The sequence below is a fragment of the Actinoplanes sp. NPDC049668 genome, from assembly GCF_044465445.1.
Taxonomy (GTDB): Bacteria; Actinomycetota; Actinomycetes; order Mycobacteriales; family Micromonosporaceae; genus Actinoplanes.
On the sequence record NZ_JBITLR010000001.1, the window covers coordinates 440,269 to 462,841 of the forward strand.

The following is a 22,573-nucleotide window of genomic DNA, read 5'->3' on the forward strand; positions in this document are numbered from 1 at the left end:
CACCGACCCGGCGTGCTTACCGGCGTCGAAAGGTCAGGCCGTTTCGGTGATCGGCCGGTCGACCCAGCTCATCATCCCGCGCAGCTTCCTACCGGTCACCTCGATGGGGTGCTCGGCGCCCTGCTCGCGGTACTTCCTCAGCTCCGGCGCGCCGGCCTCGTCGTCGGCGATGAGCCGGCGGGTGAACTCGCCGGACTGGATGTCGCCGAGGATCCGCTTCATCTCCTGCTTGGTCTCCGCGTTGATCACGCGCGGGCCGGAGACGTAGTCGCCGAACTCGGCGGTGTCCGAGACGCTGTAGCGCATCCGGGAGATGCCGCCCTCGTACATGAGGTCGACGATCAGCTTGAGCTCGTGCAGGCACTCGAAGTAGGCGATCTCCGGGGCGTAGCCCGCCTCGGTGAGCACCTCGAAGCCGGTCTGCACCAGCGCGGCGGTGCCGCCGCAGAGCACGGCCTGCTCGCCGAACAGGTCGGTCTCCGTCTCCTCCTTGAAGGTGGTCTTGATGACCCCGGCGCGGGTGCCGCCGATCGCCTTCGCGTACGAGAGGGCCAGCGCCTGCGCGCCGCCGGTCGCGTCCTGCTCCACCGCGATCAGGGCCGGGACGCCCTTGCCGTCCACGTACTGGCGGCGGACCAGGTGGCCCGGGCCCTTCGGCGCCACCATCGCCACGTCGACGTCCGCCGGCGGCTTGATCAGCTCGAAGCGGATGTTGAGGCCGTGGCCGAAGAAGAGCGCCTTGCCGGCGGTCAGGTTCGGGGCGATCGACTCCGTGTAGATCTTCCGCTGCGCGGTGTCCGGGGCCAGCACCATGATCACGTCGGCCCAGGCGGACGCCTCGGCGGGGGTCAGCACCTTGAGGCCCTGCTCCTCGGCCTTGGCGCGGCTCTTCGAGCCCTCCTTGAGGCCGACCACCACGTCGACGCCCGAGTCGCGCAGCGACAGCGAGTGGGCGTGGCCCTGGCTGCCGTACCCGATAACGGCGACCTTGCGTCCCTGGATGATGGACAGGTCGGCGTCGTCGTCGTAGAACACTTCCGCGGTCATGACTTCCCTTTCAATCTTCTTGGTGACTAGGCCGCGCGCAGGGCGGGGCCGGTAGTGATCGAGCGCGAGCCGCGGCCGATGGCGACCAGCCCGGACTGGACCATTTCCTTGATGCCGTACGGCTCGAGGTCGCGCAGCAGCGCGTCCAGTTTGTCGGGGTTGCCGGTCGCCTCGATCGTGAGGGTGTCCGGGGCGACGTCGATCACCTTGGCCCTGAACAGCTCGACCGTCTCGAGGACCTGCCCGCGCACCGTGCGGTCGGCCCGCACCTTGACCAGCAGGAGCTCGCGCTGCACCGACTGCTGCGGGTCCAGCTCGACGATCTTCAGGACGTTCACCAGCTTGTTGAGCTGCTTGGTCACCTGCTCCAGGGGTGAGGAGTCGGCGTTGACCACGATCGTGATGCGGGAGACGTCCGGGTTCTCCGTCTCGCCGACCGCCAGCGAATCGATGTTGAAGCTCCGCCGCGAGAAGAGTCCCGAGACCCGGGCGAGCACGCCGGGCTTGTTCTCCACGAGCACGGACAGCGTGTGCTTGTTCATGGTGGTAGTTCCCATCCGCCTAGAGGTCGTCCTCGTCGAAGCTCGGGCGCACGTCCCGGGCGAACATGATCTCGTCGTTGCTGGTGCCCGCGGCGACCATCGGCCAGACCATGGCGTCCTTGCCGACCGTGAAGTCGATGACCACCGGCCGGTCGTTGATCTCCAGGGCCGCCTTGATGGTCGCGTCCACCTCGGCCTTGGTCTCGCAGCGCAGGCCGACGCAGCCCAGCGCCTCGGCGAGCTTCACGAAGTCCGGGATGCGGTGCTTGTGCGTGCCCAGCTCGGTGTTCGAGTAGCGGCCCTCGTAGAACAGGGTCTGCCACTGCCGGACCATGCCCAGGTTGCCGTTGTTGATGACGGCGATCTTGACCGGGATGCCCTCCAGCGCGCAGGTGGCGAGCTCCTGATTGGTCATCTGGAAGCAGCCGTCGCCGTCGATCGCCCACACCTGGGTGTCGGGGCGGCCGACCTTGGCGCCCATCGCGGCGGGCACCGCGTAGCCCATGGTCCCGGCGCCGCCCGAGTTGAGCCAGGTGCCCGGCTTCTCGTACTTGATGAACTGGGAGGCCCACATCTGGTGCTGACCGACGCCGGCCACGTAGACCGCGTCCGGGCCGACCAGCTCGCCGATCCGCTCGATCACGTACTGCGGCGCGAGGGTGCCGTCGGTCGGCTCGTCGTAGCCGAGCGGGTAGCGCTTGCGCAGGTCGTCGAGCTGCGCCCACCAGGACTGGTACGCCGCCGTTCCGCCCGCGGTGGCCGAGACGGCCGCGATCAGCTCGTCGATGACGTGCCGCGCGTCGCCGACGATCGGGACGTCCGCGTGCCGGTTCTTGCCGATCTCGGCGGGGTCGATGTCGGCGTGCACGACCTTCGCCTCCGGCGCGAACGAGTCGAGCTTGCCGGTGACCCGGTCGTCGAAGCGGGCACCGAGCGTGACCAGCAGGTCCGCCTTCTGCAGGGCGTAGACGGCCGGGACCGTGCCGTGCATGCCGGGCATGCCCAGGTGCTGCGGGTGCGAGTCGGGGAACGCGCCGAGCGCCATCAGCGTGGTGATGACCGGCATGCCGGTCAGCTCGGCGAGCTTGCGCAGCCCGTCGGTCGCGCCGGCCTTGAGCACGCCGCCGCCCACGTACAGCACCGGGCGCTTGGCGGCGGCGATCAGCCGGGCCGCCTCGCGGATCTGCTTGCCGTGCGGGTGCAGCGTCGGCCGGTAGCCGGGCAGGTCCAGGGTGGGCGGCCAGGAGAACGTGGTCGCCGCCTGCAGCACGTCCTTGGGGATGTCGACGAGCACCGGCCCGGGCCGCCCGGAGGCGGCGAGGTGGAACGCCTCCGCCATGATCTGCGGAATCTCGTCGGGCGTCTGGATCAGGAAGTTGTGCTTCGTGATCGGCAGCGTGATGCCCTGGATGTCCGCCTCCTGGAAGGCGTCCGTGCCGATCGAGGGCCGGGCCACCTGGCCGGTGATCGCGACGATCGGCACCGAGTCCATGTACGCGTCGGCGATCGGCGTCACCAGGTTCGTCGCGCCGGGGCCGGAGGTGGCGATGCAGACGCCGACCTTGCCGGTGGCCTGCGCGTACCCGGTGGCGGCGTGTCCCGCGCCCTGCTCGTGGCGGACCAGGATGTGCCGGACCTTGGAGTCGTACAGCGGGTCGTAGGCGGGCAGGATCGCGCCGCCGGGGATGCCGAACGCCACCTCGACGCCGAGCGCCTCGAGCGACCGCACGAGCGAACCGGCCCCGCTGGCGGGGGTCGGTGACACCGTGACTACGGCCGGGGCGCCGGCAGCCGCCGCGACGGTGGCCGGGGTGGCACGGTTGGCGAGGGTCTCGGGTGTGGGTCTCGTCATGGCGATTCAGACCTTCGTTCGGGATGGGCGGGCCGGTTCGTCCCCGTGCGTGAGCAACAAAAAAGGTCCTCGTGCCAAAGCACGGGACCTAGCGCACTGCTCATGAGGAGCAGTGCGCTCACATAAGTACTCGGGGCGACAAGCACATGCGGCTAAGACTGCCCCATCTCACGGGGTGCGTCAACTGATCTCACATCTTGGTCACCCGTCCGCGAGACTTCCCCGTCGGAGAAGGCCGGATCGGTCGGCAGCAGCGCCCTGAGCTGCCGCATCCCCGGGCCCAGCATGATCACCTGACTGCGCGCGGGCGCGCTGGGCTTGGTCACCGGGCGGGCGCGCTGCACCGGAACCGGCCGGGAGCCGGAGGACCGGGCGGTCTCCAGCTGCGCCTCGAGGTGCTCGGCGGGCACTCCCCAGCCGAAGAGCGAGCCCTGCCCCAGCCGGCAGCCGGCCTCCTCGACGATCGCCCGCTGCGCCGGCGAGCCGATCCCCTCGGCCAGCACCTCGAGCCCGAGCCGGTGGCCGAGCCGCACGACGACGTCGACCAGCGGCGCGGCCGTGCCGGTCCGCGACTCCGGCTCGGCGACCAGCGCGTGGTCGATCTTCAGGATGTCCACCGGCAGCTTGCGCAGCTGCCCGAGCGAGGAGTAGCCGGCGCCGAAGTCGTCGAGCGCGATCCGCACCCCGGTGGAGCGCAGCTCGCACAGCCGCCGGATGAGCTCGTCCATGTCGGTCGCCACGGCGTGCTCGGTCACCTCGAGCACCAGGCGCTGCGCCGGCACGCCGTACTTCTGCAGCACGCCGGCGACCTGGCCGGCGTAGTCGGCGGCGTGCAGCTCCTTGGGCGAGAGGTTCACCGAGACCCAGACGTCGTGGCCGACGGCCAGCCACTGGGACAGCTGCTCGCACGCCTGGTCCAGCACCCAGGAGCCGATCATGTTGATCAGCCCGGACTCCTCGGCCACCGGGATGAACTCGTCGGGCCGGACCGCGCCCAGCTCGGGGTGGTGCCAGCGCAGCAGCGCCTCGGCGCCGACCGGCCGCATCGAGGGCAGCGCGACCACCGGCTGGAAGACCAGCCGCAGCTGCTCGCGCTCGATGGCGTGGCGCAGCTCGTTCTCCAGCACGCTGTGCCGGCGCAGCAGCTCGTCGTAGCGCCGCTGGTAGCGCTCGACCCGGTTCTTGCCGCGCTGCTTGGCGTAGCGCAGCGCCAGGTCGGCGTCGCGCATCAGCTCGCCCGTGTCGCCCGGCTCGGGCGAGCCGGCGACGCCGACGCTCGCGGACAGGAAGACCGAGCCGTCCTCGGTGTCGTAGGGCTCGCCGAGCACCGCGAGCAGGCGCTTGCCGGCGAGCATCGCCTCCTCGGGCGTGGCCCACATGAGCACCGCGAACTCGTCGCCGCCGAGCCGCGCCGCCACGTCGCCGTCGCGCAGGTTGGCGCGCAGCCGCTCGCCGACCTCGACGAGCACGGCGTCGCCGACGTCGTGCCCGCGCATGTCGTTGACGTTCTTGAAGCCGTCCAGGTCCAGGCCGATCAGCACCCGCGACCGCTCCCGCCGCCCCGAGGGCTCGCGCAGCGCCCGGACCAGGCCGCGGCGGTTGGCCAGCCGGGTCAGCGGGTCGGTGTGCGCCAGCTCCCGGAAGTGCGACTCCCGGTGGCGCAGCTGCAGCGTGTAGCTCTTCACGTCGGCCAGCGCCAGGTACTGCCGGGCCACCAGGGCGAAGCCCTCGACGCTGAAGCCCAGGAAGCCGAACACGTCGAAGACGCCGCCGGCGGCGAGGTGGTAGCCGAGCGCGCCGACCATCGCGGACATCGGCACGAACGCGTACCCGGTGTTGCGCTGGGTGATGTCGCCGGTGACCTCGACCGGCCGGTCGGCGATCTTGACCGCGTGCGCGACCACGACCAGCCCGCCCGGCAGCAGCACGGCGCCGAGCAGCACGATGCCCGGCCAGCTCCGGCAGATCCCGCTGGAGAGGGCGGTCGCCGCGACGGCGACCAGCGTGACGCCGGCCGCCACCCGGACCGTGATGTGCCGGGGCCGGTGCGCGTGCATGGCCAGCACCGCGGTCAGCCCGGTCGCGACCGCCGCCATGGCCGCCGGCAGCAGGATGGACACGCCCGGCTTCGGCGTGTGGTCGCCGAGGATCCGGGTCGGCTCGGAGAGCAGCACCCAGCCGACGAACCAGAGCCCCGCGCCGACGACGAGCCCGTCCAGCAGGTGCCGCCAGGCCGCGCCGGCGTTCTCCGCGGCGCCGGGCAGCACGAGCGTGCCCGCCAGCAGCGTGGACGTGCCCAGGGCCATCGCGACCGCGACGGCCGAGCCGAGCTGCGCCGGGCGCTGCGCCAGGAAGAGGTCGCTGAGCAGGCCGGCCAGCGCGGCGGCCGTGGTGATCGCGGCGCCCCCGGCGAGCAGCAGGTGGGCACGGCGGGCGGCGCCGGTGTGCCGCCGACCGGAGTTGGCCAGCAGCGCTACGGCCGGGACCGCGACCAGAAGGCTCGCCAGCCCGGCCAGCTCCACGCCGGACGGTGAGTGCACGGGAACACTCTGCCGTACCGGAGGCCATTTCGGGAGGTGGACCGATCGACCGGTTTCGAACCGAAACTCACGATCACCATCCCGCGCTGTGGACGCGGCACCGCCCGGCGGCCGTGCGGTCCTTACCCGCGGTGGCAGAATGTAGGAATGCCTGAGCTGCGCTCCCGGACCTCGACCCACGGACGGACGATGGCCGGCGCGCGCGCCCTGTGGCGCGCCACCGGCATGACCGACGACGACTTCGGCAAGCCGATCGTCGCGATCGCCAACAGCTTCACCCAGTTCGTACCCGGCCACGTCCACCTCAAGGACATGGGCGGCCTCGTCGCCGACGCCGTGTTCGAGGCGGGCGGCATCGGCCGCGAGTTCAACACGATCGCCGTCGACGACGGCATCGCGATGGGCCACGGCGGCATGCTCTACTCGCTGCCCAGCCGCGAGCTGATCGCCGACGCCGTGGAATACATGGTCAACGCGCACTGCGCCGACGCCCTGGTCTGCATCTCGAACTGCGACAAGATCACCCCCGGCATGCTGATCGCCGCGCTGCGGCTGAACATTCCGACGGTGTTCGTCTCCGGCGGCCCGATGGAGGCCGGCAAGACCGTCGCCATCGAGGGCGTGGTGCACGAGAAGCTGGACCTGGTCGACGCGATGAGCGCCGCCGCGAACGAGAACGTGACCGACGCGCAGCTCGACACCATCGAACGCTCCGCGTGCCCGACCTGCGGCTCCTGCTCCGGCATGTTCACCGCGAACTCGATGAACTGTCTGACCGAGGCGATCGGCCTGGCCCTGCCCGGCAACGGCTCGACGCTGGCCACCCACGCCGCCCGCAAGGCGCTCTTCGAGCGCGCCGGCGCCCTGATCGTCGACATCGCCAAGCAGTACTACGAGAACGACGACGAGTCCGTGCTGCCGCGCTCGATCGCGAGCCGGGACGCGTTCGAGAACGCCGTCGCCCTCGACGTGGCGATGGGCGGCTCCACGAACACGGTGCTGCACCTGCTGGCCGCGGCCCGCGAGGCCGAGATCGACTTCAGCGTCACGGACATCGACGCGGTCTCGCGCCGGGTGCCCTGCCTGGCCAAGGTCGCCCCGAACAGCCCGAAGTACCACATGGAGGACGTGCACCGGGCCGGCGGCATCCCCGCCCTGCTCGGCGAGCTGGACCGTGGCGGCGCGCTGCGCCGCGGCGTGCGCTCGGTGCACTCCCCCGACCTGGACAGCTGGCTACAGCAGTGGGACATCCGCAGCGGCAACGCGAGCGAGGCGGCGCTGGAGCTCTTCCACGCGGCGCCGGGCGGCGTCCGCACCACCCAGCCGTTCTCCACGACCAACCGGTGGGCCACGCTCGACACGGACCCGGCCGAGGGCTGCATCCGGTCGGTCGAGCACGCATACACGGTCGACGGCGGCCTCGCGATCCTCTTCGGCAACCTGGCCCCCGACGGCTGCGTGGTGAAGACCGCCGGCGTGGCCGAGGAGCTGTGGAAGTTCAGCGGCCCGGCCCGGGTCTTCGAGAGCCAGGACGCGGCGGTCGAGGGCATCCTCGGCAAGCAGGTCGTCGCCGGCGACGTCGTGGTCATCCGCTACGAGGGACCGCGCGGCGGCCCCGGCATGCAGGAGATGCTCTACCCGACGTCGTTCCTGAAGGGCCGCGGGCTGGGCAAGGCCTGCGCGCTGATCACGGACGGCCGCTTCTCCGGCGGCACCTCGGGCCTGTCCATCGGCCACGTCTCCCCGGAGGCGGCCTCCGGAGGCCTGATCTCGCTGGTCGAAACCGGCGACGAGATCACCATCGACATCCCCGGCCGAACCATCCACCTGAACGTCACCGACGAGGATTTGGCGCAGCGGCGACACGCGGAGGAGCGCCGGCCCAAGCCCTACACTCCGACCGATCGGCAGCGGCCGGTCTCGGCGGCGCTGCGCGCCTACGCCTCAATGGCAACCAGCGCAAGCGATGGCGCCTACCGCAAGGTTCCCGAATAACCCTATTCCCTTACGCGGGCAGTAGCTCGACCGTTCGCCGGCACGAAGCTCCGTGCGGGTCAGGGCGGTCGAGCGCGCTGCGGGTTGATTCGCGGGTGTCGGCCTGCGCCGGGTCGGGGGTGGGATTCGCCCCACCCTTGCTCGGGGGTCTGTTGCGGTGGGGTGTTGGTTCCTCGCTGGTGGGTGCTTGGGTGGGCTTTTGCGTGCACCTTGCGGTGGGTGGTCTGGCTGCCGCGCGGTGGGCGCGGTAGGGGGTTTGGTCGGGCGGGCCGGGGTGGGTGGTGGGTCAAGCGGACGCACCTCGCCGGTTTCGGTCAGTGGAGACTGCAATCGCGCCGGGCCGGTCCGCAGGTGCCGCGCGGAAACGGCTCGCCCGGCGCCGGACGTGCTGGGAGCATGAGCCGCATGCAGCCATGCCGCCGGTCGATGATGCGCCCCCTCGCGGGGCCGTTCGGCGTGCGTTAGTCACCACCGATCAAGTCCCTGCCTTCGTGCGGGGACGACCGGCGGGGCGGGGCGCAGGAGTGAACATGACCTTCTACGTCACTACCGCGATCCCGTATGTGAATGCGGCGCCGCATCTGGGTCACGCGCTTGAGCTAGTGCAGGCCGACGTGCTTGCCCGGCACCGGAGGCTGCGCGGGGAGGACGTTCGGTTTCTTACCGGCACCGACGACAACGCGCTCAAGAACGTTGCCGCGGCACGGACCGCCGGCGTCGATGTCGCCGCGTTCGTCACGGCGAACGCCGACCGGTTCGCCGCGCTGCGCGGCCCGCTTGAGTTGTCGTTCGACGACTTCATTCGGACCGGCTCCGATCCGCGGCACGCGCCGGGGGTTGCCGCGCTGTGGCGCAGGTCCGCGGCCGACTTCTACCGCCGTGAGTACACCGGGCGGTACTGCGCGGGCTGCGAGGAGTTTCTGGACGCCGCCGCCTGCCCGGAGCATCCGGCGGCCCCGGAGGCGGTGGCGGAGACCAACTGGTTCTTCCGGCTGTCGCGGTATCAGGGGCGGATCCTCGACGCGCTGGAGTCGGGGCGGGTTCGCGTCGAGCCCGCCGCCCGGCGCAACGAGGTGCTCGCGTTCGTCCGCTCCGGGTTGCGCGACATCAGCGTCTCGCGGCCGGCGGCGCGGGCCGGCGGCTGGGGCATCGCGGTGCCCGGCGATCCGGAGCAGGTCGTCTACGTCTGGTGGGACGCGCTGGCCAACTACGTGACCGCGCTCGGCGACGGCGCCGCCTACCGGCAGTGGTGGGCCGGGTCGGATGAGCGGGTGCACGTGATCGGCAAGGGCATCGTGCGCTTCCACGCCGTCTACTGGCTCGCGCTGCTGCTCTCCGCCGGGCTGCCGCTGCCGACGGCGATCTTCGTGCACGACTATCTGACCGTCGACGGCGCGAAGCTCTCCAAGACCGCGGGCAACGCCGTCGACCCGGTCGCGCTGGCCGACCGGTACGGCGTCGACGCGCTGCGCTGGTGGCTGCTGCGCGAGCCGGCACCCGTCGGCGACACGGACTTCACCGAGCGGCGCCTGGTCGAGCGCGCCGACCGAGACCTCGCGGGCGGCATCGGCAACCTGCTCAACCGCACGCTGACCCTGGCACGCCGCCACGGCGTCGCACCCGCCGTCGACTCCGACCTCGGCACGCGCATCGACGCCGCGCTGGCACGGGCGGACTTCCGCGCGGCCACCGACGCCATGTGCACCGAGGTCGACCGCGGCAACCGCCTGATCGAGGCACAACAGCCCTGGAAACTGGCCGACCCGACCCCCGTCCTCGCCGAACTACTCGGCATCTGCCAGGTCGTCGCCGACGAACTACGCCCGTTCCTCCCCTCGGCCGCCGAACGCCTGCTGGCGCAACTACGCAAAGACGGGCCGCCGCGCCCCGCCTTCCCGCGAATCAGCCCGCAGCGCGCTCGCCGGGCCTGACCCGCACAAAGCTTCGTGCCGGCATAAGATCGAGCTACTGCCCGCGTAAGAGAAGAATGTCCTCTCAGACCAGGTCGTTGACGCAGCGCAGGACCGGCCGCGTGGTTAGGGCCGTCGGTTCCAAACCGGCACCTCCCCGGATGATGAACGTCGCCTGCTCGCCAGGTAGCAGCGTCACCACCGCGTCATTCGCCTCGGTTGCCGGGTCGAGGCGGTCCGGCTGTAGGACCAGGTCGCGCAGGATGTTGTGCGCGGTGATCTTCACCCGTGCGTCCGGGCCGACCGCCTCGAAGGTCGCGTCGAACTTCGCCTGCGGCCAGTCGATGTCCTTGTCCTCGGCGAAGAACCACCAGGCCCGGTGCTCATCGGCGGTCGCGACCAGCAGCTCCTGCGCCGGATCGCCGGCCGCGCCGACCTCGGCGGGCAGCGGAAGGACGATGGCCGAGCCCGGCGCGACGGTCGCGCCGACCGCGACCTCGGCCTCCACGACCCCCGCGAGGGTACGGCGGGACACGGTCGCCGACAGCGGCCACGGCTGCGCCGAGTCGTTGACCGCCACCAGCGCCGGCACGCCGTCGCGGGGCTGCACGGTGAGCAGCCGCGGCGCGTAGGAGCGGCGCAGGGCGTACCAGAGCGGCTTCTTGCGGCCGTCGCCGTCGACCGCCGCCCAGGAGGTCACCGGCCAGCAGTCGTTGAGCTGCCACATGATCGCGCCCATGCAGTACGGCCGCAGCGACCGGAAGTGCTCGATTCCGGTCGACAGCGCCCGGGCCTGGTTGAGCTGGGTCAGGTAGTGCCAGTCGTCGAAGTCGCGCGGTGGCGGCAGGTGCGCGTCGAGGCCGCGCTGCAGCTTGAGGTCCCCGTCGATCGCCTTCTGGTGTGCCCGCATGCCCGGCGAGTCCCGGGCCGGCGGCTGGTCGGAGATCGCGCGGCGCAGCGTCGCGTACGCCGGCGGCGCCTGGTATCCGAACTCCGCGACGAACCGCGGCCGGTACTGCCGGTACTTCAGGTAGTCGTCGGTGTTCCAGACATCCCAGACGTGCGTCGTCCCGTACGCGGGGTCGTTCGGGTGCAGGTCGTCGCGGCCCGAGTACGGGCTGCCGGGCCAGTACGGCCGGCTCGGATCCTCCTGCGCGACGATGCGCGGCAGCACGTCGAAGTAGAAGCCGGCGCCCCAGGAGCGGTCGCCGAGCGCCTCGATCCAGTCCCAGTCCGCGTGGCCCCAGATGTTCTCGTTGTTGCCGGTCCACATCATCAGGCTGGGGTGGCTCGAGAGCCGCACCACGTTCTCGCGCGCCTCGGCCGCCAGCTCGGTGGCGAACGGCTCCTCCTCCGGGTACGCGGCGCAGGCGAACAGGAAGTCCTGCCCCACCATCAGGCCGAGCTCGTCGGCGAGGTCGTAGAAGTCCTCGGACTCGTACCGGCCGCCGCCCCAGACCCGCAGGTAGTTGACGTTCGCGTCGACCGCCTGCGCGAACCGCGCGGCGAGGCGGTCCCGGGTGACCCGGTTGGCGAAGACGTCGTCGGGGATCCAGTTCACCCCGCGCACGAACACCGGGACGTCGTTGACGAGCAGCGTGAACGCGCTACCGCCGGCGTCCGGCGTGGTGTCCAGGCGCACCGAACGGAAGCCGACCTTGCGGGCCCAGGAGTCCAGCGGTTCGCCGTCCGGCCCGGCCAGGGTCACGTCGAGGTCGTAACGCGGCTGGTCACCGTACCCTCGGGGCCACCAGAGCCGGGGATCCTCGACGGTGAGGGAAAGCACGGCCTCGTCGCCCTCGGTCTGCACCGCCACGCGCCGGTCGGCGACCGTCGCGGTGAGGGTGACCGGCCCGGGGGTCTCCCGCTCCAGCCGCACGCGCACCTCGACGAGGCCGGTGCCGTCGGCGACCGTCACCTGCGGGCGCACCTCGGCCAGCCGCGCGACCGACCAGCTCTGCAGGCCGATGGGCTGCCAGATGCCGGCGGTGACCAGCGTCGGGCCCCAGTCCCAGCCGAAGTTGCAGGCCATCTTGCGGATGAAGTTGAACGGCTCGGGGTAGGCGTTCGGCCGGTCGCCGAGCCGGTCCCGCTGCGCCTGCGCGTAGGCGTACGCGGATCCGAAGCGGATCCGGAGCTGGTTCTCGCCCTCGCGCAGCACGTCGCGGACGTCGAAGCGGTAGCCACGGTGCATGTTGGCGGTGCGGCCCAGCTCGACGCCGTTGAGGATGACCGTGGCGACGGTGTCGAGTCCGGCGCAGACCAGGTCCGTCCGGCCGCCGCCGGTGTGCTGGAACACCGTCTCGTAGACCCAGTCGGTGCGCCCGATCCAGGCGAGTTTCTTCTCGTTCTCGTCCAGGTACGGGTCGTCGATCAGTCCCGCGGCGAGCAGGTCGGTGTGCACGCAGCCGGGCACCGTGGCGGCGACGCTGTCCACGTCGCCGCCGGTGACCGCCCAGCCGTCGTGCAGGGCTCGGTACGAGGTCACGGTTCTCCTCATCAGGACTTGACAGCGCCTTCCATGATCCCTCGCACGATCTGCCGCCCGCCCAGCAGCAGCAGCACGAGCAGCGGAACCGTGGCGACGAACGCGCCGGCGAGCACCCGGCGGTAGATGACGTAGTTTCCGCTGGCCAGGTCGGAGAGCGCCACCATCGAGGTCGGGAACGCGGTGCCGTTGAGCTGGATCAGCGGCCACTGGAACTCGTTCCACGTCGCGACGAACGTGAGCAGGCCGAGCACGGCCAGCGCGGGGCGGATCGCCGGCAGCACGATGCTCCAGTACACCCGCATGGTGAGCGCGCCGTCCATCCGCGCGGACTCGACCAGCTCGTCGGGGACCGCCTGCATGATGAACTGGCGCATGTAGAACACGCCGAACGCGCTGACCAGGAACGGCACGATGACCGAGATCAGGGTGCCGTTCCAGCCGAACTTGCCCATCAGGATGTAGAGCGCGACGATGCCCAGCTGGTTGGGGATCGTCAGGGTGAGGATCACGACGATCATCAGCTTGTCGCGGCCGGGGAAGCGCAGCTTGGCGAACGCGAAGCCGGCCATCGAGCAGAAGAACAGCGTCGACGCCGTCACCGCCGCGGCGACGAGGAAGCTGTTGATCAGCGACGCGGCGAAGTAGACCTGCTGCATGGTGAAGACCTCGTGCAGGTTCTCCATCAGCTGGTCGCCGGGCACCACCGACGGCGGGATCTGCGAGACCGCCTCGTCGTCGCTGGTGGCGATGACGAACATCCAGTACAGCGGGAAGGCCGACAACGCGAGGAACGCGACGAGCCCGAGATAGGTGTGCCAGCTGCCGCGGGTGTCCTGCGGCGCGCGGCCGATGTTCTTCAGGCTGCGCTTTCTGGGCCGGGTTGCGGTCGCGGTCATCGCCGTCCCCCTCCGAGTCGGTTCGTCGCCGCGGCGTTCAGGGCGGCGATGATGAGGATGATGAGGAACAGCGCCCACGACATCGCGGCCGCGTACCCGAGGTTGAGGTCCTTCCAGCCGACCTTGTAGATCAGCTGCGCGATGGTCTGCCACTGGTGGTCGGAGCCGCCGGACGCCGCCGCGGGGTTCTCCTCGAACAGCATCGGCTCGTTGAAGAGCTGCAGGCCGCCGATGGTCGACAGGACGACGGTGAAGACCAGCACAGGCTGGATCATCGGCACGGTGATGCGCCACAGCTGCCGCCAGGGTCCGGCGCCGTCGACGGCCGCCGCCTCGTAGACGTCCTTCGGGATGGACTGCATCGCCGACAGGTAGAGCAGCGCGTTGTAGCCGATCCACTTCCAGTTGACCATCGTGGCGATGGCGATCCAGGAGCTCCACTTGTACGCGCGCCAGTCCAGCGGCGCCTCCTCGCCGAAGCCGACCAGCGACAGCAGCCAGTTCGCCATGCCGTTGTCCCGGGCGAAGATGATGGCGAAGACCAGCGTCGACGCGACGACCGGCGTCACGTACGGCAGGAGCACGCCGACGCGCCAGAACGCGTTCGCGCGCAGTCGGCGGTTGAGCAGGTTGGCCACCACCAGCGCGATCAGCAGCTGCGGCACGGTCGACAGGACGAAGATGCCGAACGTGTTGACCAGCGCGTTCCAGAAGTCCTCGTCGTGCAGGAGCCGCTCGAAGTTGGCGAAGCCGGCCCAGCCGTCCTGGGCCGGATCGTCGAGGCGCCAGTTGCGCATCGCGACGATGCCGTTGAAGACGATCGGGAACAGCCCGAAGAGGGCGAAGAGCAGGAAGAACGGGGAGATCATCAGGTACGGCACCCGCTTGTTGTCGAAGCGGTGCAACCAGTTGCGACTCTTGTACCCGGACTTCGGCTTGCGGTGATGCGCCGGCTCGGTCGCCGAGGTCGGCGGCGCGCTGTGTGTCACGGACACGGCCACTCCTTCCAGGGAGCAGCGGGGCGGCCATGATGGCCGCCCCGCCGTCGTTTCGCTTTTAGGAAGCGGCTGCCTTTTCGGCCGCCTTGACCGCCTCGGCCCACGCCGCACTCGACTTGAGCGAGCCCTGCTGCACTCGGGTGATCACGTTCTCGACCTCGACCCGGGTCGGGCCGTTCTTCTTGCCCAGGTACTGCGGCTGCAGAGCCTCGGCCGTCGCGGCGTAGATCTGGCCGGTCGGCGCGTTGCTCATGAACTCCTTCTTGTAGTCCAGCACCGCGGGGTCCTTGTAGAGCGCGGGCTGCGACGGCAGGTTGCCGACCGTCTTGAAGATCTCGATCTGCTGCGCCGGCTGGACCATCCACTCGACGAACTTGTAGGCCTCGTCGACGTTCTTGCCCTGCTTCGGGATGGTCCACCAGGAACCGCCCCAGTTACCGCCGCCGCCGGGGATCGCGGCGATGTCCCACTTGCCCTTCTGGTCCGGCGCGGTCTCCTGGATGTGACCGAGCATCCACGCCGGGCAGGCGAGGACCGCGAACTGGTCCTTCTTGAAGCCCTGGTCCCAGTTCGGCTGGAAGCTGGCGAGGTTGGCCGAGATGCCGGCGTCGATCGCCTTCATGCTGACGTCGAACGCGACCTTGGGGCCGCCCTCCATCTGGAGCTGCTCGGAGGTGTCGTAGAAGCCGACCGGCTGCTGTGCCAGCACCGGGTTGAACAGGTTGGTGCCGGAGTCGACGAACTTCTTGCCGGTCGCCTTGGTGTACTTCGCCCCGGTGGCGATGAACTCGTCCCAGGTCTTCCAGAGGGCGGAGACCGACTCGCGGTCGGTCGGCAGGCCCGCCGCCTTGAACAGGTCGGAGCGGTAGCACATGGCCAGGCCGCCGACGTCGGTGCCGAGACCGATCTGCGCCGCACCGTCGGGCGACTTCGACTGCTGCCACTTCCAGGGCAGGTACTTGGACTCGTAGGACCCCGCGCCCTTGTCGAGCAGGTTGACGAACTTGTCGGCCTGGCCGCGGAACTGGACCATGAAGCCCTCGTCGACCGCGGAGATGTCGGGCGCCCCGGTGCCGGCGACCAGCTTCTTCTGCAGGTCCTCGTGCTGGGCGTTGTACTCGCCCGAGTTGAGCACGATCTTGACGTTGGGGTGGTCCTTCTCGTACGCCGCCTTGAGCGCGTCGAGGCCCATGTCGCCCCAGAAGTTGACCGTCAGGGTGGTCTGCCCCTCGGCGGCCTTGTTGCCGCCGCCCTCCAGGCTTTCTCCGCTGCAACCGGTAAGTGCCAGGGCCCCGGCGAGTCCGGCGGCGACAAGCGCCACGCCCCGCTTGGCGAACCGTTCCATTACTCCTCCACCCAAGGGGAATGTTGTCGAAAGAATTTACTGAACCGGATAAGTGACGTGACCGTATGACGCGCCTCACGGCGTGTCAAGACTGTGTTTCGCGTTCGTGACACGTCGCGTATTCAACCGATGTAAGCGCTCGTAAACCGGGTTATTTCGGCCACGGGGCTACAGCAGGTTTACGCCACGGCCAGTGGTCTGCAACACTTAACCGATCAAGTCATCCGTGCTGGCTAGACCCAAAGCGGCGCGAGGTAGCGTGAGAGCGCTCCACCAGCGCCGTTCTGGCAGCCCTTGCAGAGCGACCGTTTCCCGACGGCGGCTGGTGCCGGAGGATGGGTTCTTTGCAGAGAGGGGCACCCGAGTGAAACGGCCGACGATCGCCGACATCGCCCGCCGGGCCGGCGTGTCCAAGGGAGCCGTGTCGTACGCGCTCAACGGCCAGCCGGGCGTCTCCGAGGCGACCCGCCGGCGCATCGTCGCCATCGCGGAGGAGATCGGCTTCAACCCGAACAGCGCGGCCCGCGCCCTCTCCGGCGCCAGCTCCCGCGCCGTCGGGCTCACCCTGTGCCGGCCCGCCCGCATACTGAGCATCGAACCGTTCTTCATGGGCCTGATCAGCGGCTTCGAGCAGGAGCTCGCGGCCCGGTCGTTCGCGCTGACCCTGCAGGTCGTGGCCACTCCGCAGACCGAGACCGAGGTGTACCGCCGCTGGTGGGGCGAGCGCCGGGTCGACGGCGTGTTCGTCACCGACCTACGGGAGAACGACGTCCGCATCCCGGTGCTCAACGAGCTGCAGCTGCCGGCCGTGGTGATCGGCGGGCCGGGCGACACCGGCAAGGTGCCCCAGCTCTGGTCCGACGACGCCGGCGCGATCACCGAGGCGGTCCGCTACCTGATGGCGCTGGGGCACCGGCGCATCGCCCGCGTCGGCGGTCTGCCGGACCTGCTGCACACCCAGACCCGGACCAGGGCGTTCACGGAGGTGTGCGCCGCGCTGGGGCTCAGCGAGGCGGTGACCGTGCCGTCCGACTACACGGGCGAGGAGGGCGGCCGGGCGACCCGCCGGCTGCTCATCAACGCGGAACGGCCCACGGCGATCATCTACGACAACGACGTGATGGCCGTCGCCGGCCTGTCCGTCGCGCAGGAGATGGGCCTGTCCGTGCCGGGCGACCTGTCCATCGTGGCCTGGGACGACTCGCCGTTGTGCTCGCTGGTGCATCCGCCACTGACGGCGCTGACCAGGGACATCGCGGCGTATGGCGCGCACGCGGCCCGCCAGCTGCTGGCGGCCATCGCCGGCGAACCGGTGCAGGACGTCGAGGAGGGCACGGCACACCTGACCCCCCGCGGCAGCACCGCCCCACCCCGGGACTCCTGACCCAGCCCGCCCGGTACCGCTCAGGGGCGGTGGGTGTCCAGGTAAGCCTCCATGCGCTCGGCCGGCGCGGGCCTGGCCAGGGCGAAACCCTGGCCGTACATGCAGCCCGCGCGCCGGGCGCGCTCGATCTGTTCCGCGCTCTCGAGACCCTTGGCGACGATCTCCAGCCCCAGCCGGCGCCCCAGGCTGACCACCACGTCGATCACCGCCGGGCCCACCGGCTGCTCGGCCGGCGAGTTGACCAGCGCCTGATCGAGCTTGAGCATGTCGACCGGCAGGCGCCGCAGGTGGGACAGCGACGCCTGGCCCGCCCCGAAGTCGTCCAGCGCCGCGCGCACGCCCAGCTTCCGCAGGCCCGCGAGCGAGGCGACGATCGCCGGCACGTCCTCGGCCACCCAGGTCTCCTGCACCTCGATGACGAGCCGCTCCGGCCGCAGTTCGTGGTGGTCCAGGATCTCCGCGACCCGCTCCGGGAAGCGGGCCGTGAGCAGCTCGCGCGGCGCGACGTTCACCGAGAGCCAGTACTCGCTGTTGCCGCCGGTCCAGCCCGACAGGTGCCGGCAGGCCGCGTCGAGCACCCATTCACCCAGCTCGGCCGTGCAGCCGACCGCGCGGGCGATCGGCAGCAGCTCCGCCGGCAGGATCGTGCCCAGCTTCGGGTGGCGCCAGCGCAGCAGGGCCTCCACGCCGACGGGCTGCTCGTCGCGCAGCGAGACCACCGGCTGGAAGACCAGGTCGAGCTCGCCGCGTTCGACCGCGCCCAGCAGCTCGCGCTCCAGGTCCATCCGGCGGTGCAGCTGGATCTCGACGTCCGGGTCGTACCACTCGACGCGGTCCCGGCCGAGCTGGCGTGCGCGGCTGCGGGCCAGGTCGGCGTGGCGCAGCACCTCCTCGGAGTCGCGGCCGCCGGCCAGCTCCGCCAGGCCGACGCTGGTGTGCAGCTCGACGATCGTGCCGGGCAGGCGGTACGGCTCCATCAGCAGCGTCACGATCCGGGTGGCCAGCGCGTAGGCCAGCACCGCGCCGTCCGCCGTGAGCACCGCGAACTCGTCCCCGCCGAGCCGGGCCGCGACGTCACCGTCGGCGAGCAGGCTGCGGATGCGCCGGGACACCTCGATCAGCACCGCGTCGCCGGTCTCCCGGCCCTTGCTGTCGTTGATCTCCGCGAGCCCGTGCAGGTCGATCACCAGGACCGTGCCCTGCTGCCCGGCCCGCCGCCGGTACTCGAGCAGGTCGCGCATCAGCGCCCGCCGGTTCGCCAGCCCGGTCAGCTGGTCGGTGTAGGAGAGCTGGTGCAGGGTCCGCTCGAGGCGCCGCCGCTCGCCGACATCCCGGACGTGCACCACCAGGGCCGCCACCTCGGGCACCGACCGCTGGTCGGCCACCGTGGACTCGGTGTCGCGCCAGACGCCGTGGCCGTCGCGCAGCCGGGCGCTGAGCAGCGCGGGCGGTCCGTCGTCGTGCTCGCCGGCGAGCAGCGCGTCGATGCCGGCCTGTGCGCTCGCGGCGTCCTCCGGGTGGATGAGCTCGATGAACGTGCGGCCGACCACCTCCGAGTCCGCGAGCCCGAAGAGCCGGGCCGCCGCCGGGGACTGCCAGCGGACCGTGAGCTTGTCGTCCAGGACCAGGGTGAGGTCGGTCGCCCCGGCGACCAGCGACCGGAAGTGCGCCTCCTTGGTCCGAAGCTGCCCGGTGTAACGCCGGATGTCGCTGACCACCAGCAGCTCGCGCATCGTCAGGACGGCGACCATCGTGATGCCCAGGACGATCGCGACCTGGTCGAACGTCCCGACGGCGAGGAGGTGATAGAGGGCGGCCAGCACGCCTATCCCCGCGGGCACCGCCAGCAACGGATATCCGGAGAGGTACAGGTCCTGCTCGCGAGGGCTGATCGACACCGGCGCGCTCCGCCGGGATCCACCCTCCGCGGCAAGCCCCAGCCCGGCGACGATCGGCAGGCCGAAGAGCGCGACGATCCAGCCGTCGAAGCCCCAGAGCGCCAGATCGGCCGCCGTGGACAGCGCGACGAGAACGACGATCGCGCCGGCGCCGCAGCGCAGCGCCGCCGGCCGGTGCAGGCGGGCCCGCAGCACGACGACGGTGACGATCGAGATGCCCGTCGCCGCGCACAACGTGCAGGCCAGCGTCGCGTAAGGGGTGTCGCGCAGCGGCCGGAGCAGGTACGCGGCGAAGCCGAGCGCGATGCCCAGACCCAGCCCGTCGAACGCCCGGCGCAGGCGCACCGCGGTGGACGTGGCCGCGCCCGGAAGCAGCATCGTGCCGAGCACGAACAGCACGGTGACCAGGCCGACCCCGACCGCGAGAAGAGCGCCGAGACCGCGCGGCTCGAAGTAGAGCAGGGCGGCGGTCGCCCCGGTGGCGAGGGCACCCATGCCCAGGAAGCCCGCACCGCGACAGGCCGCAAAGGTGCCGTCCCGGTGATGGATCGCCAGGGCCGCGGCGACCAACACCACGGCGGCCCAGAGCGCGACGCCGCCGACCCCGATCGCCAGGGCGGCCCGCCCGGGCACGGAACCGGCCAGCGCGGCGAGCAGCACCAGAGCGCCGACGACCGGCGCGACCAGGAACGCCACCCGGTGATGCCGGGTGCCGGTACGCGCTGGGAGCCGCACTGCCACGGGGGGAGTGATCCTCTGCGTGTCTTTGGGTTTGGGGGGTAGGCGACGGCGAAGGGGGCTCACCGCACCCAATCCGGGTAACGATCGTTCCCCCGGACAGGTTACGTGCGCGAGTTGACACTCCGCACGTCCCGATCGTCGGCTATGGACGATCAAACGGCAATCCGACGAAAAGATCTAGCACCCCACCGCCTTCCCGTCCTCAGCCGCCGGCCACCGATGGGATCACCTGGATCTCCGCGGTGGGCGGGACCGCCGCCGCCAGGCCGCCGGAGCGGCGGCAGTCCTCTCCGTCCACGAAGACGTTCACGTAGCGGCGCAGCGTCCCGCTCTCGTCGCGGATTCGGCGCTCGAGGCGGGGCCACCGGTCGCGCACCTCGTCCAGCACCGCGCCGAGCGAGCCCTGCGCGGTCACCTCGAGCCGCGCCGCGCCGCCCGCCTCCGCCCGCAGCACGCCCGGGATCAGCAGGGTGGGCATCAGAACGTCGCCGCCCGGACGCAGAGGACGTCGCTCAGGTGCGCCGCCACGGTCGACCAGGTCTCCCCCTCGTCGCGGCTGGCGAACACCTCGCCCGACCGGGTGCCGAAGTAGACGCCGGCCGGCTCCGCGTCGTCGGCGCACATCGCGTCGCGCAGGACGCACACGTGGAACGGCTCGGTCGGCAGGCCGGCCTGCTGCGGCTGCCAGGTGTCGCCACCGTCGGCGGTCCGGAAGACCCGGCAGTGCTGGTCGACCGGCTCCCGCTGCCCGTCGCTGACCAGCGGGAAGTTCCACACCATCCCGCCGCGGCGCGGGTGCGCGACGATCGGGAAGCCGAAGTCGGCGGGCAGGGTGTCCGCGATGGTCTGCCAGGTGCCGCCGCCGTCCACCGAGCGGTAGACGCCGTGATGGTTCTGCGCGTAGAAGCGGTCCGGGTCGGCGCCGTCGCGGGCGACCTTGTGCACGCACTGGCCGAACTCCGGCCACGGGTCGGGCAGGAAGTAGGCCTTGATGCCCTCGTTGGAGGGTGCCCAGGAGGCGCCGCCGTCGGCGGTGCGGTAGACGCCGCCGGTGGACATCGCGACGAGCACCCGCTGCGGGTCGTCGGGGTGCGGAAGGATCGTGTGGATCGCCTGGCCGCCGAAGCCGGCGCCCCACTCGGGCCGGTGCGGGTGGTCCCACAGCGCGCGGACCAGCTCATAGGTGCGGCCGCCGTCCTCGGAGCGGAACAGCGCCGAGGGCTGCACGCCGGCGTAGACGACGTCGCCGGTGGCCGGGACGATCTGCCAGACTCGTTCGACCGCCGCGCCGGTGTCCGCCGGGAAGGCGAGCGGCGCCTTCTCCGGCTCCTGCCAGGTCTCGCCGAGATCGTCGCTGATCGCGACGCTCGGGCCGAAATGGGAGCTGTCGATACCGGCGAAGAGCCGGGGCACGGCGCGACGGGTGTCGATCGCGACGGCGTAGATCGAGTGCCCGGAGTAGTGCACGGAGCCGATCTTCCAGCTCTGCCGGTCGTCGTCGCTGATGGCCAGCAGGAGGCCCTTCTTGGTGCCGATGGCGAGTAGGTCGGTCATGGCGAGCAGTATGCGCGGGAGGTCCGACAGGAATGCCGCGTTCGGCGGGTGCGAGGATGAGGAACGTGAGCCGAAAGCCCGTCCTGCGCGTCCGTAAGTCCGGCGCCCTCATCGTCGCCGCCCTGATCGCGCTGGTCGGCACGCTCCCGTTCGCGGGTGCGCGCTGGCAGCTGGCCCCGATCCTGCTGATTCCCCTCGCGGTCCTGGTCTGGGCCGTGCGGGCGGGCACGGACGTGGACGCCGAGGGCCTGCGGGTCCGTGCGCTCTTCGGCACTACGGACATTCCCTGGTCCCGGGTCGCCGAGCTGGCGCCGGACGACCGTCGGCGGGTCTCGGCACTGCTCACGGACGGCAAGGTGATCCGGCTGACCGGGGTCACCTCGGCCAACCTGCCGGCCGTGATCGCGGCCGGCGGGCAGCGGCTGGACGGCGCCGACGGCTCAGTAGCCGTCGACCACCCGGTTGACGAGCGGCTCTCCGGCGGCGAACCGGCGTAGCTGGTCGCCGACCAGGCGATAGGCCCGCGGCAGCAGCCCCGCCACGGTGCCGGCGACGTGCGGGGTGATGAACACGTTCGGCAGCCGCCAGAGCGGGTGATCGGCGGGCAGCGGCTCCGGGTCGGTGACGTCCAGCGCCGCCGAGATGCGCCCGGAGGCGAGCTCGGCGAGCAGCGCACCGGTGTCCACCACCGGCCCGCGCGCGGCGTTCACCAGCAGCGCGCCGTCGGGCAGCGCGGCCAGGAACGCCGCGTCGACCAGGCCCCGGGTCCGCTCGGTCAACGGCACGACCAGGACGACCACTTCCGCGTACGGCAGCAGCGCGGCCAGCTCGCCGACCGCGTGCACGCTCCGCTCGGCGCGGGCGGTACGGGCGACGCGGGTGACCGTCACGCCGAACGGCGCCATCCGCTCCTCGATGGCCCGGCCGATCGACCCGGCCCCGACGATCAGCACCCGCCGGCCGGTCAGCTCGGCCGCCGGCGTGACGCCGCCCGGCGCCCACTCCCCCCGCTCCTGCGCCCGGGCGAAGGCCGGGAACCCCCGCAGCGCGCCGATCACGGCGCCGAGGACCCATTCCGAGACCGAGGCGTCGTGGACCCCGCGCGCGTCGCAGAGCTGGACGCCGGGCGGCACCCGGCCGACCCAGTTGTCCGCCCCTGCGGAGAGCAGCTGGACGACCTCCAGGCCGGTGAGCTTCGGCAGCAGCTCGGACTCCCGTACCCGCGCGATGAACGGCGGCACCCAGAACCGGACCCCCGCCGGATCGGACGGCAGGCTGACGGCGTCGGTACAGACCTCGACCCCCACACCGGCCGGCAGCGCGCCGAGGAGCTCGCGGCCCTGCTCATGGGCGATCCAGACCCTCACCGCCCCAAACTAA

General features: G+C 71.3%; 16 protein-coding genes. 4 read left to right on the forward strand and 12 right to left on the reverse strand.

The annotated features are described in order from the left end of the window. Positions 1-33: 33 nt before the first annotated feature. From ilvC to ACIBSW_RS02065, 4 genes are all read right to left on the reverse strand, one after another. A complete protein-coding gene (gene ilvC, locus ACIBSW_RS02050; RefSeq protein ID WP_354723396.1) occupies positions 34-1,047 on the reverse strand; it encodes a ketol-acid reductoisomerase in 1,014 nt (337 codons plus the stop codon). A 26-nt stretch (positions 1,048-1,073) separates the two neighbouring features. Beyond that, the gene (gene ilvN, locus ACIBSW_RS02055) at positions 1,074-1,589 is read right to left on the reverse strand and encodes an acetolactate synthase small subunit (protein ID WP_023561968.1); all 516 of its coding nucleotides are present in this window, start codon (positions 1,587-1,589) and stop codon (positions 1,074-1,076) included. A 19-nt stretch (positions 1,590-1,608) separates the two neighbouring features. Then, positions 1,609-3,441, reverse strand: a complete 1,833-nt coding sequence (locus ACIBSW_RS02060) for an acetolactate synthase large subunit (protein ID WP_354723393.1) — start codon at positions 3,439-3,441, stop codon at positions 1,609-1,611. A 152-nt stretch (positions 3,442-3,593) separates the two neighbouring features. Then, positions 3,594-5,981, reverse strand: coding sequence for a bifunctional diguanylate cyclase/phosphodiesterase (locus ACIBSW_RS02065; protein WP_354723391.1), 2,388 nt, complete (start codon positions 5,979-5,981; stop codon positions 3,594-3,596). A 147-nt stretch (positions 5,982-6,128) separates the two neighbouring features. On the opposite strand from ACIBSW_RS02065, the gene ilvD reads away from it, so the two are divergent. Both ilvD and ACIBSW_RS02075 read left to right on the forward strand, forming a co-directional pair. Continuing rightward, entirely contained in the window at positions 6,129-7,976 is a 1,848-nt protein-coding gene (gene ilvD / locus ACIBSW_RS02070) for a dihydroxy-acid dehydratase (protein WP_354723389.1), read from the forward strand. A gap of 530 nt (positions 7,977-8,506) precedes the next feature. Continuing rightward, positions 8,507-9,907, forward strand: a complete 1,401-nt coding sequence (locus ACIBSW_RS02075) for a methionine--tRNA ligase (RefSeq protein ID WP_354723387.1) — start codon at positions 8,507-8,509, stop codon at positions 9,905-9,907. A 64-nt stretch (positions 9,908-9,971) separates the two neighbouring features. Here the strand turns inward: ACIBSW_RS02075 and ACIBSW_RS02080 are convergent, their stop codons facing one another. From ACIBSW_RS02080 to ACIBSW_RS02095, 4 genes are all read right to left on the reverse strand, one after another. Further along, complete coding sequence (locus tag ACIBSW_RS02080) at positions 9,972-12,386, reverse strand: glycoside hydrolase family 2 protein (RefSeq protein WP_404799190.1); 2,415 nt, start codon at positions 12,384-12,386, stop codon at positions 9,972-9,974. Further along, positions 12,386-13,273 (reverse strand): carbohydrate ABC transporter permease, encoded by an 888-nt coding sequence (locus ACIBSW_RS02085; protein WP_354723384.1) that lies wholly within the window; start codon positions 13,271-13,273, stop codon positions 12,386-12,388. Before ACIBSW_RS02085 ends, ACIBSW_RS02080 begins: the two co-directional genes overlap by 1 nt. Further along, positions 13,270-14,142: a sugar ABC transporter permease gene (locus ACIBSW_RS02090; RefSeq protein WP_354723412.1), complete on the reverse strand. Its 873-nt coding sequence runs from the start codon at positions 14,140-14,142 to the stop codon at positions 13,270-13,272. Before ACIBSW_RS02090 ends, ACIBSW_RS02085 begins: the two co-directional genes overlap by 4 nt. 187 nt (positions 14,143-14,329) lie before the next feature. Continuing rightward, positions 14,330-15,616: an extracellular solute-binding protein gene (locus tag ACIBSW_RS02095; protein ID WP_354723382.1), complete on the reverse strand. Its 1,287-nt coding sequence runs from the start codon at positions 15,614-15,616 to the stop codon at positions 14,330-14,332. Positions 15,617-15,980: 364 nt separating this feature from the next. Between ACIBSW_RS02095 and ACIBSW_RS02100 the strand changes: the two genes are divergently transcribed. Beyond that, a complete protein-coding gene (locus ACIBSW_RS02100; protein ID WP_354723380.1) occupies positions 15,981-17,000 on the forward strand; it encodes a LacI family DNA-binding transcriptional regulator in 1,020 nt (339 codons plus the stop codon). Between the two features lie 20 nt (positions 17,001-17,020). Here the strand turns inward: ACIBSW_RS02100 and ACIBSW_RS02105 are convergent, their stop codons facing one another. From ACIBSW_RS02105 to ACIBSW_RS02115, 3 genes are all read right to left on the reverse strand, one after another. Next, a complete protein-coding gene (locus ACIBSW_RS02105; protein WP_354723378.1) occupies positions 17,021-19,639 on the reverse strand; it encodes a bifunctional diguanylate cyclase/phosphodiesterase in 2,619 nt (872 codons plus the stop codon). A 202-nt stretch (positions 19,640-19,841) separates the two neighbouring features. After that, entirely contained in the window at positions 19,842-20,117 is a 276-nt protein-coding gene (locus ACIBSW_RS02110) for a MoaD/ThiS family protein (RefSeq protein ID WP_354723376.1), read from the reverse strand. Further along, a complete protein-coding gene (locus ACIBSW_RS02115) occupies positions 20,117-21,193 on the reverse strand; it encodes an exo-alpha-sialidase (RefSeq protein WP_354723374.1) in 1,077 nt (358 codons plus the stop codon). Before ACIBSW_RS02115 ends, ACIBSW_RS02110 begins: the two co-directional genes overlap by 1 nt. Before the next feature lie 65 nt (positions 21,194-21,258). Here ACIBSW_RS02115 and ACIBSW_RS02120 point away from each other — a divergent pair, with 65 nt between their 5' ends. After that, complete coding sequence (locus ACIBSW_RS02120) at positions 21,259-21,690, forward strand: PH domain-containing protein (protein WP_404799191.1); 432 nt, start codon at positions 21,259-21,261, stop codon at positions 21,688-21,690. On the opposite strand, the gene ACIBSW_RS02125 is transcribed toward ACIBSW_RS02120, so the two are convergent. Next, on the reverse strand, positions 21,634-22,560 hold the full coding sequence (locus tag ACIBSW_RS02125; protein ID WP_354723370.1) for a 2-hydroxyacid dehydrogenase: 927 nt from the start codon (positions 22,558-22,560) through the stop codon (positions 21,634-21,636). The two genes, ACIBSW_RS02120 and ACIBSW_RS02125, sit on opposite strands and share 57 nt — an antisense overlap. Positions 22,561-22,573 lie beyond the last annotated feature (13 nt).